This is a genomic window from Sphingobacterium sp. FBM7-1, assembly GCF_020687765.1.
GTDB lineage: Bacteria > Bacteroidota > Bacteroidia > Sphingobacteriales > Sphingobacteriaceae > Sphingobacterium.
Window position 1 is genome coordinate 186,470 of record NZ_JAJEWJ010000002.1, and the last position, 14,278, is coordinate 200,747.

The 14,278-nt window shown below is 45.0% G+C and carries 12 protein-coding genes; all 12 read left to right on the forward strand.

Annotated elements, in window-relative coordinates; genetic code table 11:
• Positions 1–7 precede the first annotated feature (7 nt).
• The gene (locus LKO28_RS05370) at positions 8–1,159 is read left to right on the forward strand and encodes a sialidase family protein (RefSeq protein WP_227693678.1); all 1,152 of its coding nucleotides are present in this window, start codon (positions 8–10) and stop codon (positions 1,157–1,159) included.
• A gap of 21 nt (positions 1,160–1,180) precedes the next feature.
• On the forward strand, positions 1,181–2,332 hold the full coding sequence (locus tag LKO28_RS05375; protein WP_227693679.1) for an iron-containing alcohol dehydrogenase: 1,152 nt from the start codon (positions 1,181–1,183) through the stop codon (positions 2,330–2,332).
• A gap of 1 nt (position 2,333) precedes the next feature.
• Positions 2,334–3,272, forward strand: a complete 939-nt coding sequence (locus LKO28_RS05380) for a dihydrodipicolinate synthase family protein (RefSeq protein WP_227693680.1) — start codon at positions 2,334–2,336, stop codon at positions 3,270–3,272.
• Positions 3,265–4,293, forward strand: a complete 1,029-nt coding sequence (pdxA, locus tag LKO28_RS05385; protein WP_227693681.1) for a 4-hydroxythreonine-4-phosphate dehydrogenase PdxA — start codon at positions 3,265–3,267, stop codon at positions 4,291–4,293. The genes LKO28_RS05380 and pdxA overlap by 8 nt, the downstream gene beginning before the upstream one ends.
• Position 4,294: 1 nt before the next feature.
• Positions 4,295–5,404 (forward strand): four-carbon acid sugar kinase family protein, encoded by a 1,110-nt coding sequence (locus LKO28_RS05390; RefSeq protein ID WP_227693682.1) that lies wholly within the window; start codon positions 4,295–4,297, stop codon positions 5,402–5,404.
• Positions 5,405–5,414: 10 nt separating this feature from the next.
• Complete coding sequence (locus LKO28_RS05395) at positions 5,415–6,977, forward strand: sodium:solute symporter (protein WP_227693683.1); 1,563 nt, start codon at positions 5,415–5,417, stop codon at positions 6,975–6,977.
• Complete coding sequence (locus LKO28_RS05400; protein ID WP_227693684.1) at positions 6,974–8,380, forward strand: alpha/beta hydrolase family protein; 1,407 nt, start codon at positions 6,974–6,976, stop codon at positions 8,378–8,380. The genes LKO28_RS05395 and LKO28_RS05400 overlap by 4 nt, the downstream gene beginning before the upstream one ends.
• Complete coding sequence (locus LKO28_RS05405) at positions 8,364–9,260, forward strand: sugar phosphate isomerase/epimerase family protein (protein WP_227693685.1); 897 nt, start codon at positions 8,364–8,366, stop codon at positions 9,258–9,260. The genes LKO28_RS05400 and LKO28_RS05405 overlap by 17 nt, the downstream gene beginning before the upstream one ends.
• A 12-nt stretch (positions 9,261–9,272) precedes the next feature.
• Positions 9,273–10,727, forward strand: a complete 1,455-nt coding sequence (locus tag LKO28_RS05410) for a glycoside hydrolase family 28 protein (RefSeq protein ID WP_227693686.1) — start codon at positions 9,273–9,275, stop codon at positions 10,725–10,727.
• 493 nt (positions 10,728–11,220) lie between these two features.
• Positions 11,221–11,988 carry a DeoR/GlpR family DNA-binding transcription regulator gene (locus LKO28_RS05415; protein ID WP_227693687.1) on the forward strand — a complete coding sequence of 256 codons (768 nt, stop codon included), beginning with the start codon at positions 11,221–11,223 and terminating at the stop codon, positions 11,986–11,988.
• Between the two features lie 42 nt (positions 11,989–12,030).
• Positions 12,031–13,443: an L-fucose/L-arabinose isomerase family protein gene (locus LKO28_RS05420; RefSeq protein WP_227693688.1), complete on the forward strand. Its 1,413-nt coding sequence runs from the start codon at positions 12,031–12,033 to the stop codon at positions 13,441–13,443.
• Entirely contained in the window at positions 13,443–14,267 is an 825-nt protein-coding gene (locus tag LKO28_RS05425; RefSeq protein ID WP_227693689.1) for a transketolase, read from the forward strand. The genes LKO28_RS05420 and LKO28_RS05425 overlap by 1 nt, the downstream gene beginning before the upstream one ends.
• Positions 14,268–14,278 lie beyond the last annotated feature (11 nt).

Below are 14,278 nucleotides of genomic sequence, written 5' to 3' on the forward strand. Positions count from 1 at the left end.
AGGGCAAATGAAAAATAAGATAAGTTTATCTGTTATTACCTGTTTTTTATTCCTTTTTGGGGCACAAGCACAGCAAAATGCGCTATACAAATGGCAAAAAGGCATCGTGAAAGACGAATTTATTTATGATAAAGCGGATTTCCCGTCCTGCCATTCGGCAAGTATAGCCGAAACAACAAACGGCAGTTTGGTTTATACTTTTTTCGGCGGAACAAGGGAACGGAATCCAGATGTAGAAATTTATATCTGCCGGTATGAAAATGGAACGTGGACTGCGCCGATGTCTGTCGCCGACGGCGTGCAGGAAGACGGAAGTAGATTGCCAACCTGGAATCCGGTACTCTATCAAATTCCTGACGGCGACTTGTTATTGTTCTATAAAGTCGGGCCGAAACCATCGGAATGGTGGGGTTTGTTAAAGCGTTCGGCTGATGGCGGAAAGACTTGGTCAGCCGCGGAGAATCTACCGGAGGGATTTCTCGGTCCGATCAAGAATAAGCCGGTGCTACTGGACAACGGAAATCTTATTTGTCCGACCAGTACGGAAGGTAACGGCTGGTATATTCATTTTGAAATAACACCCGATTTTGGAAAGACTTGGCGGAAGGTAGGACCTATTGCAACCGGAACGGATAATCTACAGGCGATCCAACCCAGCGTATTAGACCATGGGAACGGCAAATTGCAAATATTGGCGAGAAGCCGGAATTGGGCGTTGGTCGAATCTTGGTCGTATGATTATGGCGAAACTTGGACACCGCTTAACAAAACAACATTGCCTAACAATAACTCGGGTACCGATGCGGTTACGATGGAAAATGGTATGCACGTACTCGTTTACAACCACGTTTTGCCTGGTCCCGAAAATCCGAAAGGACCGCGTACGCCACTGAATGTTGCGGTGTCGAAAGACGGTAAAAAATGGGATGCGGTATTGATTTTGGAGGATTCGCCGATCAGTCAATATTCTTATCCGGCGGTTATACAAACGAAGGATGGTCTATTGCATTTCGCTTATACATGGCGGCGGCAAAAGATGAAGCATGTGGTGGTAAATCCGAAGAAATTAAAGAGAAGAGCAATCAAAGACGGCGTCTGGCCAAGTGTCAAGGGCTACGAGCTGCTTACTTTGGAAACGTACAAAGCAGAAGAAGAATAAATAGATTATCGAAATAAGAATATGTCAATAGATCGGATATTAAAGGTTAGCTTTCCGGGGGCGTTGGTTTTTGGAAATGGTGTGCTGAAGCAGCTGGCCGAAGATGTGGTGGCGCAGGGATATAAAGCGGTCGTTATCATGACAATCAAGCCATTGTTGGGTTCGTTAGCGGATTTGATGGTAGCATTGGAAAGAAATAATATAGCGTTACTGATCGATACCAGTATTGAACAGGAGCCTTCCTTTTCAGATGTGAAACAAGTGCTGGAACAACTTTCAACGTTTCCTGCAGATGCAGTCATCGGCATCGGTGGTGGCAGTGTATTAGACGTGGCAAAAGTGGTAGCTGCACAGCTGGATAATACGCAATCTCTGGAAGATATTGTCGGAAACGGGATGTTAAAGGGAAGAAACAAGGCACTTATTTGTGTGCCCACGACCTCGGGAACGGGAAGTGAGATGTCTCCAAATGCGATTTTGGTGGATGATGATAATCAGAAAAAGGGAATTATTAGTCCTTTTTTGGTGCCCGATAAAGTTTATATCGATCCGTTATTAACTATAGGAGTGCCGCCTACTGTGACCGCAGCAACAGGCTTAGATGCGCTGACACATTGTTTGGAAGCGTATACGAATAAATTTTCACAGCCTTTTATCGATATGTATGCTTTCGAGGGGATGCGGCTGATCGCAGCAAATCTGGAGGAAGCGGTACACAATGGCGCGAACGCGTCGGCGCGGTATAACGTGGCGATGGGTAGCATGTTGGGAGGATGTTGTTTGGGTCCTGTTAACACGGCTGCGGTGCATGCCTTGTCGTATCCCTTAGGCAGTATGTTTCATTTGGCACATGGACTTTCCAATGCATTGCTATTACCCTATGTGATGGAGTATAACTATGTGGCTTCTCCAAAGAAGTATGCCGAAGTGGCGATTGCTTTAGGATGTGATCGCTTAACTACGGATGAAGAGACAGCTCGTGCCGGTATTGCAAAAATAAGAACACTGATCAGCGCTTGCGGTATCCCAGCTCGTTTACGCGATGTGGAAATACCTCGAGAGGCTATTCCTCAAATGGCGGAGGATGCCATGAAGATTACACGGTTGTTGGTAAACAACCCGCGGGAAATTACCCTGCACGATGCCATATCAATATTTAATGCTGCCTATTAAAATGAAAGAAATAAGAACAAAAAAAGAAACGATTGTACCGGTGGTTGCTCCGCTGAAACAAGATTTAAGTTTGGATCAAGATGCTGTAGCCCGTATATTTTCGTATTTGTATGCCAACGGAGCCACGCCATTTATTTTAGGAACGACGGGCGAGTCGGCATCGCTCTCCAACACGTTTAAGGAGGCATATCTCAAAGCAGCCGTTGCCAATAGACCGGAGGGTGAAAAATTATATGTGGGAATTTCGTCGAATATCCTCGAGGATTCCATTTCCTTTGCCGACTTGGCGTTCGATTTAGGGGTGTCCGAGGTGGCGGCGACACTGCCAACCTATTATAAGTTGTCGGATGGACAGATGGAAAAATATTATCTGGATTTGGCTGAAGCGATTAAGCCTAATTTGATTGTCTACAATATCCCCGCAACTACACACATGTCTATACCCCTTAATCTGTTAGATAGGTTAAGTCATCACCCTAAAATTGTGGCTGCAAAGGACTCTGAGCGTAATATGGAACGTTTGGATCAGTCGCTGGAGTTATGGAGGGATCGAACAGATTTTAAACATTATATGGGGTGGGCAGGCGCTTGTGCACATTCATTAATTAATGGTAGCAGTGGGATTGTACCAAGTTCGGCTAATTTTGCGCCAGCAATTTACCGGGATATGTGTATTGCTGTAGAGCGTGGTGACTTGGAAAGTGCTTATGCATTACAAAAACAATCAGATGATTTAGGTGCTTTGTATCAGTCAAATAAATCGTTGGGTGAGTCCTTGTGGGCCCTTAAAATATTAATGAAGCAGCTGGGGCTTTGTGAATCGTATATGATGCCGCCTTTGTATACCTTAGGGCAGCAGGAAGAAGAGCATATTTTAAATGCTTATCAATCATTGATAGCAAAAGATAACATTAAACTGAATTTAATAAGTCATGCATAAACCGATTATTGGTATTACCATGGGGGATCCGGCAAGTATCGGTCCCGAAATAGCGTTGAAAGCATTGTTGGATGCTCGTGTGCAAGCTATTTGTAACCCGATTTTAGTTGGAGATGCGCAGGTTTTTCGGCAAATAGCGGACCTGCTACAGATTCCAATCCGTATTCATGCGGTAAGCCAAGTTTCCGATGCAAAATTTATAGCCGGTGAAGCGGATGTGCTGGATTTAAAAAATACAGATTTATCCAAGGTGAATTTCGGCGAAATTTCGGCAGAAGCAGGTAACGCATCGTTCGAAGCTGTTACTAAGGTGATAGATTTAGCCTTAAATGGTGAGGTAGATGCTACCGTCACCGGGCCGATAAACAAGAAGTCGGTGAACGAAGCCGGGCATCATTTCGCGGGGCATACCGAAATTTATGCGCATTATACGCAAACGAAAAAATATGCGATGCTCCTCGTGGAAGAAAACATGAAGGTTATCCACGTATCCACACATGTATCTTTACGCCAGGCCTGTGACCTTGTGAGAAAGGATCGTATTGTTGAAGTTACCGAGTTGTTACACCAAGGCTTGGTAAGCCTAGGCGAAACGAATCTTAAAATAGGTGTCGCGGGTTTGAATCCACATGCAGGTGACTCTGGATTATTTGGTACGGAAGACGATGCAGAAATTGTGCCTGCTGTTGAAGAAGCGCGCAATCGAGGATATGATGTAGAAGGACCTGTTCCAGCAGACACCCTGTTTTCTAAAGCGGCTACGGGTTACTATGGAGGAATTGTAGCGATGTACCACGACCAAGGTCATATTCCGTTCAAGTTGACGGGCTTTAAATGGAATGCGGAGAAAAAGCAAATGGATAGTGTGAAGGGAGTAAACATTACGATGGGACTCCCTATTATCCGAACTTCTGTAGATCACGGAACTGCTTTTGAAATTGCTGGAAAAGGTGTGGCCAGCCCCGACGCTATGGTGTTAGCGATCGAATCAGCGGTACAATTGGCGCAGAATAAGACATAGTATGGCGATATTGGTAATTGCGGATGACTTGACAGGCGCTGCTGAAATTGCGGGCATAGCCTGGCGGTACGGATTATCGGTGGAAATTGTTCATACTTTAGCAGAGTCGACCACAAAAAAGGTACTCGTTCTAAACACGAATACACGCTCGTTAAAGGCGGATGAGGTGCTCCCGCATCTTCGTATGTTGCTAGCTACGGGTCACGCCGAGCAGTGGGATTGGATCTATCTGAAGTTTGACTCTGCATTACGTGGACATATTGTAACAGAAATATCGTTTTATCGTTTAGCTTTTCAGAAAGATAATGTGTTCTTTTGTCCAGTAAACCTCAGTTTGGAACGTATTATACGAAATGGGGAATATTGGGTAGAAGGAAAACCCATTGCGGATACCGATTTTGCACATGATCCAGAGTTTCCTATATGGCATAGTTCGGTATTAGAAGCTATCGGGGCAATAGCATGGGAACTCGCTGAAGAGGTGCCTTCGAAGCCTGATAAGGATCAGCCGTTCACCGTTGCCGCGGTTGCAAATAAAGAGGCGCTGGATCGTTGGGCCGCTTTGCCCACAGCTTGGGGGCTTTATGCCGGAGCGGCAGCTTTTTTTGAAGCTCTATTAGATCGGCAGATGGGCGGTTTTTCCAGAGATAGGGCGGTCGGACCTCTTCCGAAGCCACCATTGCTCTATGTCTGCGGTTCGAATCATATTGATAGTGTTCAACGAGTGAAATCCTTAGATCCGGAAATGGTGGTTTATTGGCAACAGGTTGGGCAAGAAGATCGATTAGCTAATCTGATTTGCGAAAAAATGAATAAAAATGGGAAAGTCGTATTTGCGGTGGAACCGTCACAGCCCGTGAAAGCTCATACGGTTCGTCAGTCCATGGCGCAAGTGGTGGCGCATATAGAGCAGTCTTGTGTTGTGCACGAGCTGTTAATTGAAGGGGGAGCAACGGCTAGAGCGGTATTGGAGGCGTTACAAATGCATACGCTTCGGCCGGTATGGGAATACGAGCAAGGCGTTCTTCGCACCGTCGTACCGGAAAGGACGGTAACAATAACATTGAAGCCAGGAAGTTATCCTTGGGCAGAAAAATTATGGATGTTTTAGATCAATCCTTATGTTAAGCATATTTGATTACGGAATAATTATAGCTGTTTTACTGATCACCCTATATTTTGGTCTTCGGTATGCTAAAAATCAAAAATCAACGGAAGCGTACTTCTCGGCAAAGGGACGTGTGCCCTCGTGGGCAATTGGTATGTCGTTACTTGCCACCCTGATCAGTAGCGTCACTTTTTTAGGATATCCTGCCGAAGGGTATGCTAATAACTGGATTTTATTGGTGCAGGGATTAATGGTACCTATCGTGTTACTTGGTACGGTATGGTTTATTGTCCCATTGTATCGAAAGGTCATCGGGCTAAGTACCTACGAATACTTCGAAAAGCGCTTTGGTAATTTTGCACGTTATTATAGTTCCATTGCCTTCGTGTTGCGCCAATTTTCGGGTATGGGAACCGTTTTGTACCTACTGGCGGTGGCTCTATCCAGCATGACTAACATCAATACCTATTGGATTATCTTGGTCGTAGGAAGTATTATTGTGATTGTCAATTTATTAGGAGGGATTGAAGCTGTTATATGGCTAGACGTATTTCAAGGCTTTATGCTCTTTGCCAGTGGAATTCTCTGTCTACTGGTTATTATTTTTTCTGTCAACGGCGGGTTTCCGGAAGTGTGGCGGGTCGCCTCGGAAAATGGGCGGACGGGCTTCGGGCCTTATGACCTGGATTTTACCCGTCTGACCTTCGTGGTGATGGCCATTAACGGTGCGTTTTATGCTATCCAAAAATACGGAACCGACCAAACGGTAATCCAGCGTTACCTGACGGCACGCTCGGATAAATCAGCCATCCGTGCGTCTTTGATGGGTATTCTGCTAACCGTTCCGGTATGGTCGCTCTTTATGTTTATCGGTACGGCCCTTTTTGTATATTATACGCAGCAGCCCCTTCCCGATGATGTCGGGCCCAACAGTGTTTTTCCGTACTTTATCATGACGCAGCTACCTGTAGGGGTCGTGGGTTTTATCCTCTCCGCAATGATCTCGGCAGCGATATGTAGTTTGAGTGCAGACCTCAACTCATTGGCAGCGGTGGGTATCGAGGATTATTACAAAAAGCTTCGGCGGGATAAGGTGGACAACGAGTATCTGAGAGCTAGCCGTTGGATGGTCGCTATTGCAGGTGTCATATCCATGTTGATAGGCTTTATATACGTGGAGCTGGGGAGTGAAAGCATCCTGGGGATTATCTTTACACTATATGCCATATTCTCGGGAGGGATAGTAGGTATTTTCTTGTTAGGGATTTTCACCGAGCGGGCGAACCGTCAGGGTATCAATATCGCCATTGTGGTGTGTATACTTTTCACGGCCTATGCATTTTTAACCAGTACCGAGATCGAATTTGGAGGAGAATCGTTCCTTCTGCTCGACTTAGGTGAATTTAACTTTACACATAACAAAATGATGCTGGGGGTGTATAGCCACTTAGTGGTTATAATTGTGGGGTATATCGCCAGCCTGTTCTTTCCAAAGCCGGAGCTGGACTCAAATTTATATTATCGGGGTTGGAAGGCCAACCGTAAATTCGATAGAGAAAGGGGAATTGAATCATGAAAGGAATCTTAGCGATTATCGTGGCATGCTTATGTTGTTCCAGCCAGTTTAGCAGAGCACAAAATTCGGATAACAAATTCCGGATCCCCTTGGAAGACGTTATCGGCATGCTGGAAGAACGATACGACATTCAGATAAAATATGATGAGAACCAAGTTAAAGATAAATGGTTGAATTATGCGAAATGGCGTTTCCGACCAGATGTAGATGAAACCCTTCGAAATGTACTGAGTCCGTTAGATCTAAAGGTAAACAAAGAAGGAAATGGAAAGTATAAATTAAAAGAATATGAATATTATCGCTGGGAACCGCAAGATGGATGGGATTATCTCGATTATCTCGCTTCGCAATACCACGATAAAGGGAGTTGGGAAGATCGAAAGCAGGCACTCCGGGCAGATGTATACGAAGCCTTGAAACTCTCACCACTGCCGAGCCGTCCGGAATCGATGCCCTTGGTTACGAAAAAAAGAAAGTTCAAAGATTATACCGTTGAGAATTTTGCATTGGAGATCTTGCCGGGAGTCTATATCAATGGTTCTATTTATCGTCCGTTGAAGACGAAAGGAGCAGTTCCGCTAGTGATGAGTCCCGATGGACATTGGTTTGGTCATCGTTTCCGCAAAGATGCGCAGATCCGCTACGCCATGCTCGCAAAAATGGGAGCCGTGGCTGTGAGTTATGATCTCTTTGCTTGGGGAGAATCGGGGTTGCAGTTCGATTATAGTGATCACCGCAGGAGCTTAGCCGTGACCATACAAACCTTGGGAGCATTGCGGATATTGGACTGGATGTTGGCCGACAAAAATATCGATACCGAACGGGTAGGGATTTGTGGTGGATCCGGCGGCGGAAGTCAGTCGGTACTTCTAACCGCTCTGGACGATCGCATTAAACTGAGCGTACCAGTCGTGTCACTTTCCTCCTATCACTTTGGGGGATGTCCCTGTGAAAGCGGGATGCCGATACATGCGGCAGCTGGAGGAACTAATAACGTGGAATTAGCAGCTATGGCGGCGCCGAGACCACAATTGTTGATTTCAGATGGTAAAGACTGGACAGCACACATGCCGGAGCATGACTTCCCTTACCTCCAAACGATATATGGATACTATGGGAAAGCGGATCTCGTAAAGAATATACATTTGCCGGAAGATGCTCATGATTTTGGCTATTCGAAGCGGAAACCGGTTTATGATTTTATCAGTAAGCATTTTAACTTGGATACCAAAGGTTTAAAAGATGCTACCGGAGATTATGATGAATCGGGCTGCATCATCGAAGAAGAAACAGCCTTGTATGCTTTTGGGCCTCATGGAGAGAACTTGCCGTCCAACGCCATAAAGGGTTACGAAAATTTGGAAAAACTATTTAAAAAAGAAGCGTATGAATCCATTAAATAGAAGAGCATTTATCGCAACCGCCGTACTAGGCACGGCGGCTCTGATGACCCCTGATACCGTGTGGGCATGGGGCCGAAAAGAACAACGTTATAAAGTCGCAGTTATCGATCTGATGATCTTGAAACGGCAAAAGCTTGGAGCCGTGAAACTCACTCATGAGATCGGCGCAGATGGACTCGAAGTAGATATGGGCGGTTTAGGCAATCGGGATACCTTTGATAATCAGTTTTTTGACGACGCTTTTCGAGCGAACTATCTAAAAGCCTTAAAAGAATATAACATCGACGTAGCTTCCGTTGCTATGACGGGTTTTTATGCACAATCCTTTGCAACGAGGCCTACTTACAAACAAATGGTAGGTGATTGTTTGAAAACTTGTCAGTTGCTCGGTGCTAAAATCGCCTTTCTACCGCTTGGTGTACAGGGAGATTTGGTGCAAAACCCAGAATTGCGCCCAGCTATTGTAGAACGGCTCCGCGAAGTTGGAAAGATGGCTAAGAAGGCGGGTGTCATCGTAGGTATCGAAACGGCTTTAGATGCACGAGGAGACGTGGAACTTTTAAAAGAAATTGGATCGAAGCATATTCAAATCTATTTTAATTTTTCGAACCCTTTAAAAGAGGGAAGGGATTTAATAGAGGAGCTCCAGATACTCGGTAAGAAACGAATTTGTCAAATTCATTGTACGGATGAGGATGGGGTATGGTTGCAAAATAACCAGCGATTGGACATGCCAAAGGTGAAGGCGGCATTAGATAAGATGGGTTGGAAGGGCTGGCTAGTTATTGAGCGTTCGCGCGATGCGAGTTTATCGCCCCGTGCAGTAACCGAAAACTTTGGCGCGAACACAAGATATGTAAAATCAATTTTTCAAAACTAATATTACTTATAGATGAGAACGATATGGATTGGGTTGGTCGTGCTTCTATGCGCTAGTTGTGCATCGAGCTCTTTGAAGGAAAGACTAGACAGTAGCTTGCTGCAATATGATGAAGTAGGGGCCGCAGTTATGCCGGAAGCTATTGCCACCGTGCAATCACCTTTTTTTACACACGATTTCAAACGCCCGACTTTTCCCGAACGTATCGATTCACTGGCTCCTGGTGAAGATGTGATCCAAGCGGGTATCGACCGATTGGCCTCAGCAGGAGGAGGCACATTGGTGTTAACAAAGGGGGACTACTTGTCCGGAAGAATCGAGTTAAAGTCTCATATCAATCTCTATTTCGAAGACGGAGCAGTGATTACGTTCAAAAGTGAGATTGAAGATTTCTTACCCGTAGTATACACGCGAAATGAGGGGATAGAGCTCTATTCGCTAGGGGCATGTATTTATGCGAACGATGCAGTAAATATCGCGATTACAGGTAAAGGTAAACTTATTGGTCCGGGTGAAGGATCGATCCGCGAACGTACCATGACGCACGACGTTATTGAAAACATCGTCAGTAGCGATACACCGATTGGAGATCGTATATACGACGGTAAGACTGCGGAATTTATTTTTCCTCCAGCAATGATTGCGCCTATCAACTGTAAACAAGTTTTTATTGAAGGGCTGACTTTGGAGCGCTCTGCTTTTTGGAATGTGGTACCTACTTTTTGTGAAGATGTGATTATACGAGGTGTACAGGTGTATTCCAAAGGAATTCCTCGCGGGGATGGAATAGATATCGAATCATCCAAAAATGTCTTGGTGGAGTATTGTAGCCTGTATACCGGTGATGATTGTATCGCGATCAAAGCAGGCAGAGGATATGATGGATTGCGCGCAGCCAGGCCTTCAGAGAATATTGTTGTGCGCTACTGCTTAGCAGGTGAAGGCCATGGAGGGATCACCTTGGGCAGCGAAACTGCCGGTATGATTAAAAATTTATATGTGCACGACTGTGCCTTTGACGGAACAGATGTGGGGATACGTTTTAAGACACGTCGTCCACGCGGCGGTGGTGGACAGCATATAGTATTTGAAAATATTCGGATGAATATTGGAAAATCGGCGTTACGCTGGGATATGTTGGGTAGTTCAACACACGTCGGCGCGCAAGCTAGTCGCGATTTTGCCGTGGAAGTTAACGCACTAACACCGAAGTTTTCAGACGTTACCATCGATAACATCCTTATTGAATCGACACGGGATTGTATCCAGGTAGAAGGAATTCCCGAATCACGCTTGGAAAATGTAACAATCTCCAACCTTCATGCTACCGGTAAGCGTTATCTAGCAATCAAGGATGCGAAAGATTTTTTGATCAAAGACAGTGAGATATATTGTGACGACTGTGTTATAGATAGTGTAAATGTAACTGGTTTAGTGCAGCAGAATGTTAACATCATCACACAGTAGGGGCGTATTGATTACGCCCGTTTATGTGAGATATTGTCTTGCGTTTGAACTCATGATACGTAACATGCTTTAAACGAAATGTGTATTGCTTCCGAAGTAAGTGTTTTTTAACTTCAACAATAATTACGTGGATATGTAGCCGACCCGCAACGATTTTTAAACCGTTAACGATGGATTCCTAACAGAGAACTTTTTCTCGTTTTCGCATGAAGCAGCGTCGAATCGCCTTAAAATCGTGTCGTTGCTCCTTTATCCTATAAATATGTAGACGGACATCTCCTTAAATCTAATGGAATTTAAGGAGATGTTCTATTACACTGTCAGTATTCATGACGAGGCTCCTGTGAAGAACGTTGCATTTGGTTCCATGTTACGTAGCGATGAACCTACCTATAACCTGATGTTTTCTTTCGTTTTTTTTCTTTTTTCTTTGTTTGTTTCGTTTTATTTTCGATATTTAGCATATATAAACGAGCAGACTGCTATATAAATTATGTTACCCATCCAACGTAGAGAGAAAATATTAGGTCTCCTGAAGGAAGACGGCGCGGCTAAAGTCATCAGCTTAGCCACACTTTTTAAAGTGACCGAAGCAACTATTCGCCAGGATCTGGAGAAATTAGAAAAAGAGGGGCTTATCTCGCGGGATCATGGGGGAGCCTATCTGCGTAATATTGAAGATCAGGTCCGTACGTTTTCGCTCGCCCACCAACATGAAAATGTGGGCAAAAAAGAAAGGATTGCTGCAAAATGTGTCGAACTAATCGAAAATGGGGATACCATTATTCTAGACTCGGGTTCCACAACGACAGAAATCGCACAAAGGATCAAGGGAATCAAGAATTTGACCGTCATTACTAATGCGTTGAACATCGCCTTATTGCTAGGAGCAGAGCCGGGCATAGAAGTGATCATGACCGGTGGAGAATTTAAACCGCCTACTTTGTCGCTGACCGGACAAAAAGCAGCCGATTTTTTTAAAGGCATTAACGTCCAGAAGCTGTTTCTAGCGACGGCGGGCGTATCCTTGAAAGCGGGTTTGACCTATCCTAGTATTAGTGATATTGTCGTTAAAAAGGCGATGGTAGACGCGGCGGAAGTGACTTACCTCGTAGCAGACTCCACGAAGATCGGAAGAACATCGTTCGCAAGCTTGGGTGCAATGTCGTTAATTGACTTTTTGGTCACGGACGCCGAAATCGAGGAGGGGCACAAAAACGTATTCCGGGATCACGAAATTGAGATCATCATAGCGGATTGAGAGACGCTATATAACTAAAAATAATATAGAGAGAGAAAAAAAATGAATAAAGGAGTGTTAGGTGTAATATTCGGAAATCGAGATTTTTTTCCGGATCATTTAGTGGGAACAGCGAGGAGCGAGGTAATGCGCGCGTTGGAAGAAGCGGGCTTGGGCTATCGGATGCTGCAGGAATCGGATACGGAGATGGGTGGAGTGAAGACATTTGCAGATGCCCAAAAATGTGCCAATCTTTTCAAGGCGCATCGCGAAGAGATTATGGGGATATTGGTTGTATTGCCCAATTTTGGGGACGAAAGGGGAATTGCTGAAACGATTAATATGGCGGGGCTAGATGTGCCCGTACTGGTGCAGGCATATCCAGACGATCTTGATAAATTGGACGTCGCCCGTCGTCGTGATGCCTGGTGTGGTAAGATTTCCGTTTGTAATAATTTATATCAATACGGTATCAAATATAGTTTGACGGAACAACATGTTATTCGTCCAGATCATACTGATTTTGTACAAGAAGTTAAAGACTTTGCCGCGGTGTGTCGGGTAGTTCGTGGTCTGAAAGGCATGCGTATCGGCGCAGTTGGTGCTCGCCCGGGTGGTTTTAACACGGTGCGTTACAGTGAAAAAATCTTACAGCGGAACGGGATTACCGTGGTGACAGTCGATTTGTCCGAAATTTTAGGGCAGGCGAATCGCATTAAAAACGACGACAAGGTCGTGAAAGACCGTATTGATAAGATGTTGAGTTATGCAAAGCGCGGGCTAACGCCAGATGAGGCACTGATTCAGATGGCTAAATTGGACCTGGTTTTAGAAGAGTTTGTTCAGGAGAATGCGTTGGATGCTACAGCCCTACAATGTTGGACTTCCTTACAACAAAATTATGGATGCAACGTCTGTACCTCTATGAGTATGATGAGTGAAAATATGTTGCCCAGTGCTTGTGAAGTCGATGTGACAGGTACGCTGACGATGTATGCTATGCAGCTGGCCTCAGGTACTCCGAGTGCGTTGGTAGATTGGAATAATAACTACGCCGACGATCCGAATAAAACAGTACTATTCCATTGTGGAAACTGGGCAAAAGCTTTCTTGCCAGAGATCGAAATTAGCAATGCGCCAATCTTGGGATCGTCTTTGGGTGTAGAGAACACTTGGGGGGCGTTGGATGGTCGCACACCAGCTTCACCGCTGACATATGGTCGAATTAGTACCGATGATGTGCAAGGTAAGATTAAGGTCTATCTCGGCGAGGGAGAACTGACTGACGACGAGTTAAATACTTTCGGTAATCGTGCGGTAGCTCAGATACCTAATTTACAGGGCCTGATGCAATACGTATGTAGAAATGGCTTTGAGCATCATGTAGTAATGAATGCCTCAAAGACCGGTAAAATATTAGAGGAGGCGTTAGGGAATTACTTGTCCTGGGACGTCTATAATCATGATAAAGTGTAATGGAAAAATCGTTAGCAAAAAAATCTGTTGAATACCGCCAACGTATTTTGAAATATATCTACCAGGCAAAAGCCGGTCACACGGGAGGGAGTTTATCTTGCGTGGATATATTGAATGTGCTGTATAACAGCGTTATGAATGTGAGTCCCTCCAATTTTAATAGTCCCGACAGGGACCGCTATGTGCAGAGCAAAGGACATTGTGTGGAAGCTCTTTTTGTGGTGCTGGCTGATCAGGGTTTTTTCCCGGAGTCGGAACTGGAGACATTAGGGCGATATCGCTCCCATTTCATCGGGCACCCTACCCGAAAGGTTCCGGGGGTAGAACAGAATACCGGAGCATTGGGACATGGTCTTTCCCTGAGTGTAGGTATGGCGATTGCTGCGAAACTAGATCAGAAAGATTATAAAGTCTTCACGCTATTGGGTGACGGAGAACTGGCCGAAGGCTCCAATTGGGAGGCTGCGTTAACCGCAGCTCATTATGAATTGGATAATCTCTGTGCCGTATTGGACTATAACAGGATGCAAATTTCGGCTCCTACTCGTGAGGTGTGTAACACCGATCCAGTGGCTGATAAGTTCCGGAGTTTTGGATGGGATGTGATGGAGGTCGATGGGCACGATGTCGAGGAGTTAGAGCGCATCTTCAAGCAACTTCCTTTGTCGTCTGGAAAGCCCTGTTTGGTGATTGCACATACCATAAAAGGAAAAGGTATCAGCTATATGGAAAATGTATTGAAATGGCATCACGGAGTACCTAATGAAGAAGAATATGAGCAAGCACAAAAGGAATTGGAGGAATCCCTTTTGGCTTTAGATTAAAATGGCTTTAG

Excerpts from the sequence above, each read along its gene's own strand:
- LKO28_RS05405 (WP_227693685.1), top strand. The coding sequence starts at position 8,364 with ATGAATCCATTAAATAGAAGAGCATTTATCGCAACCGCCGTACTAGGC.
- pdxA (WP_227693681.1), top strand. The coding sequence starts at position 3,265 with ATGCATAAACCGATTATTGGTATTACCATGGGGGATCCGGCAAGTATC.
- LKO28_RS05415 (WP_227693687.1), top strand. The coding sequence starts at position 11,221 with ATGTTACCCATCCAACGTAGAGAGAAAATATTAGGTCTCCTGAAGGAA.
- LKO28_RS05410 (WP_227693686.1), top strand. The coding sequence starts at position 9,273 with ATGAGAACGATATGGATTGGGTTGGTCGTGCTTCTATGCGCTAGTTGT.
- LKO28_RS05395 (WP_227693683.1), top strand. The coding sequence starts at position 5,415 with ATGTTAAGCATATTTGATTACGGAATAATTATAGCTGTTTTACTGATC.
- LKO28_RS05400 (WP_227693684.1), top strand. The coding sequence starts at position 6,974 with ATGAAAGGAATCTTAGCGATTATCGTGGCATGCTTATGTTGTTCCAGC.
- LKO28_RS05425 (WP_227693689.1), top strand. The coding sequence starts at position 13,443 with ATGGAAAAATCGTTAGCAAAAAAATCTGTTGAATACCGCCAACGTATT.
- LKO28_RS05390 (WP_227693682.1), top strand. The coding sequence starts at position 4,295 with ATGGCGATATTGGTAATTGCGGATGACTTGACAGGCGCTGCTGAAATT.
- LKO28_RS05370 (WP_227693678.1), top strand. The coding sequence starts at position 8 with ATGAAAAATAAGATAAGTTTATCTGTTATTACCTGTTTTTTATTCCTT.
- LKO28_RS05375 (WP_227693679.1), top strand. The coding sequence starts at position 1,181 with ATGTCAATAGATCGGATATTAAAGGTTAGCTTTCCGGGGGCGTTGGTT.
- LKO28_RS05420 (WP_227693688.1), top strand. The coding sequence starts at position 12,031 with ATGAATAAAGGAGTGTTAGGTGTAATATTCGGAAATCGAGATTTTTTT.
- LKO28_RS05380 (WP_227693680.1), top strand. The coding sequence starts at position 2,334 with ATGAAAGAAATAAGAACAAAAAAAGAAACGATTGTACCGGTGGTTGCT.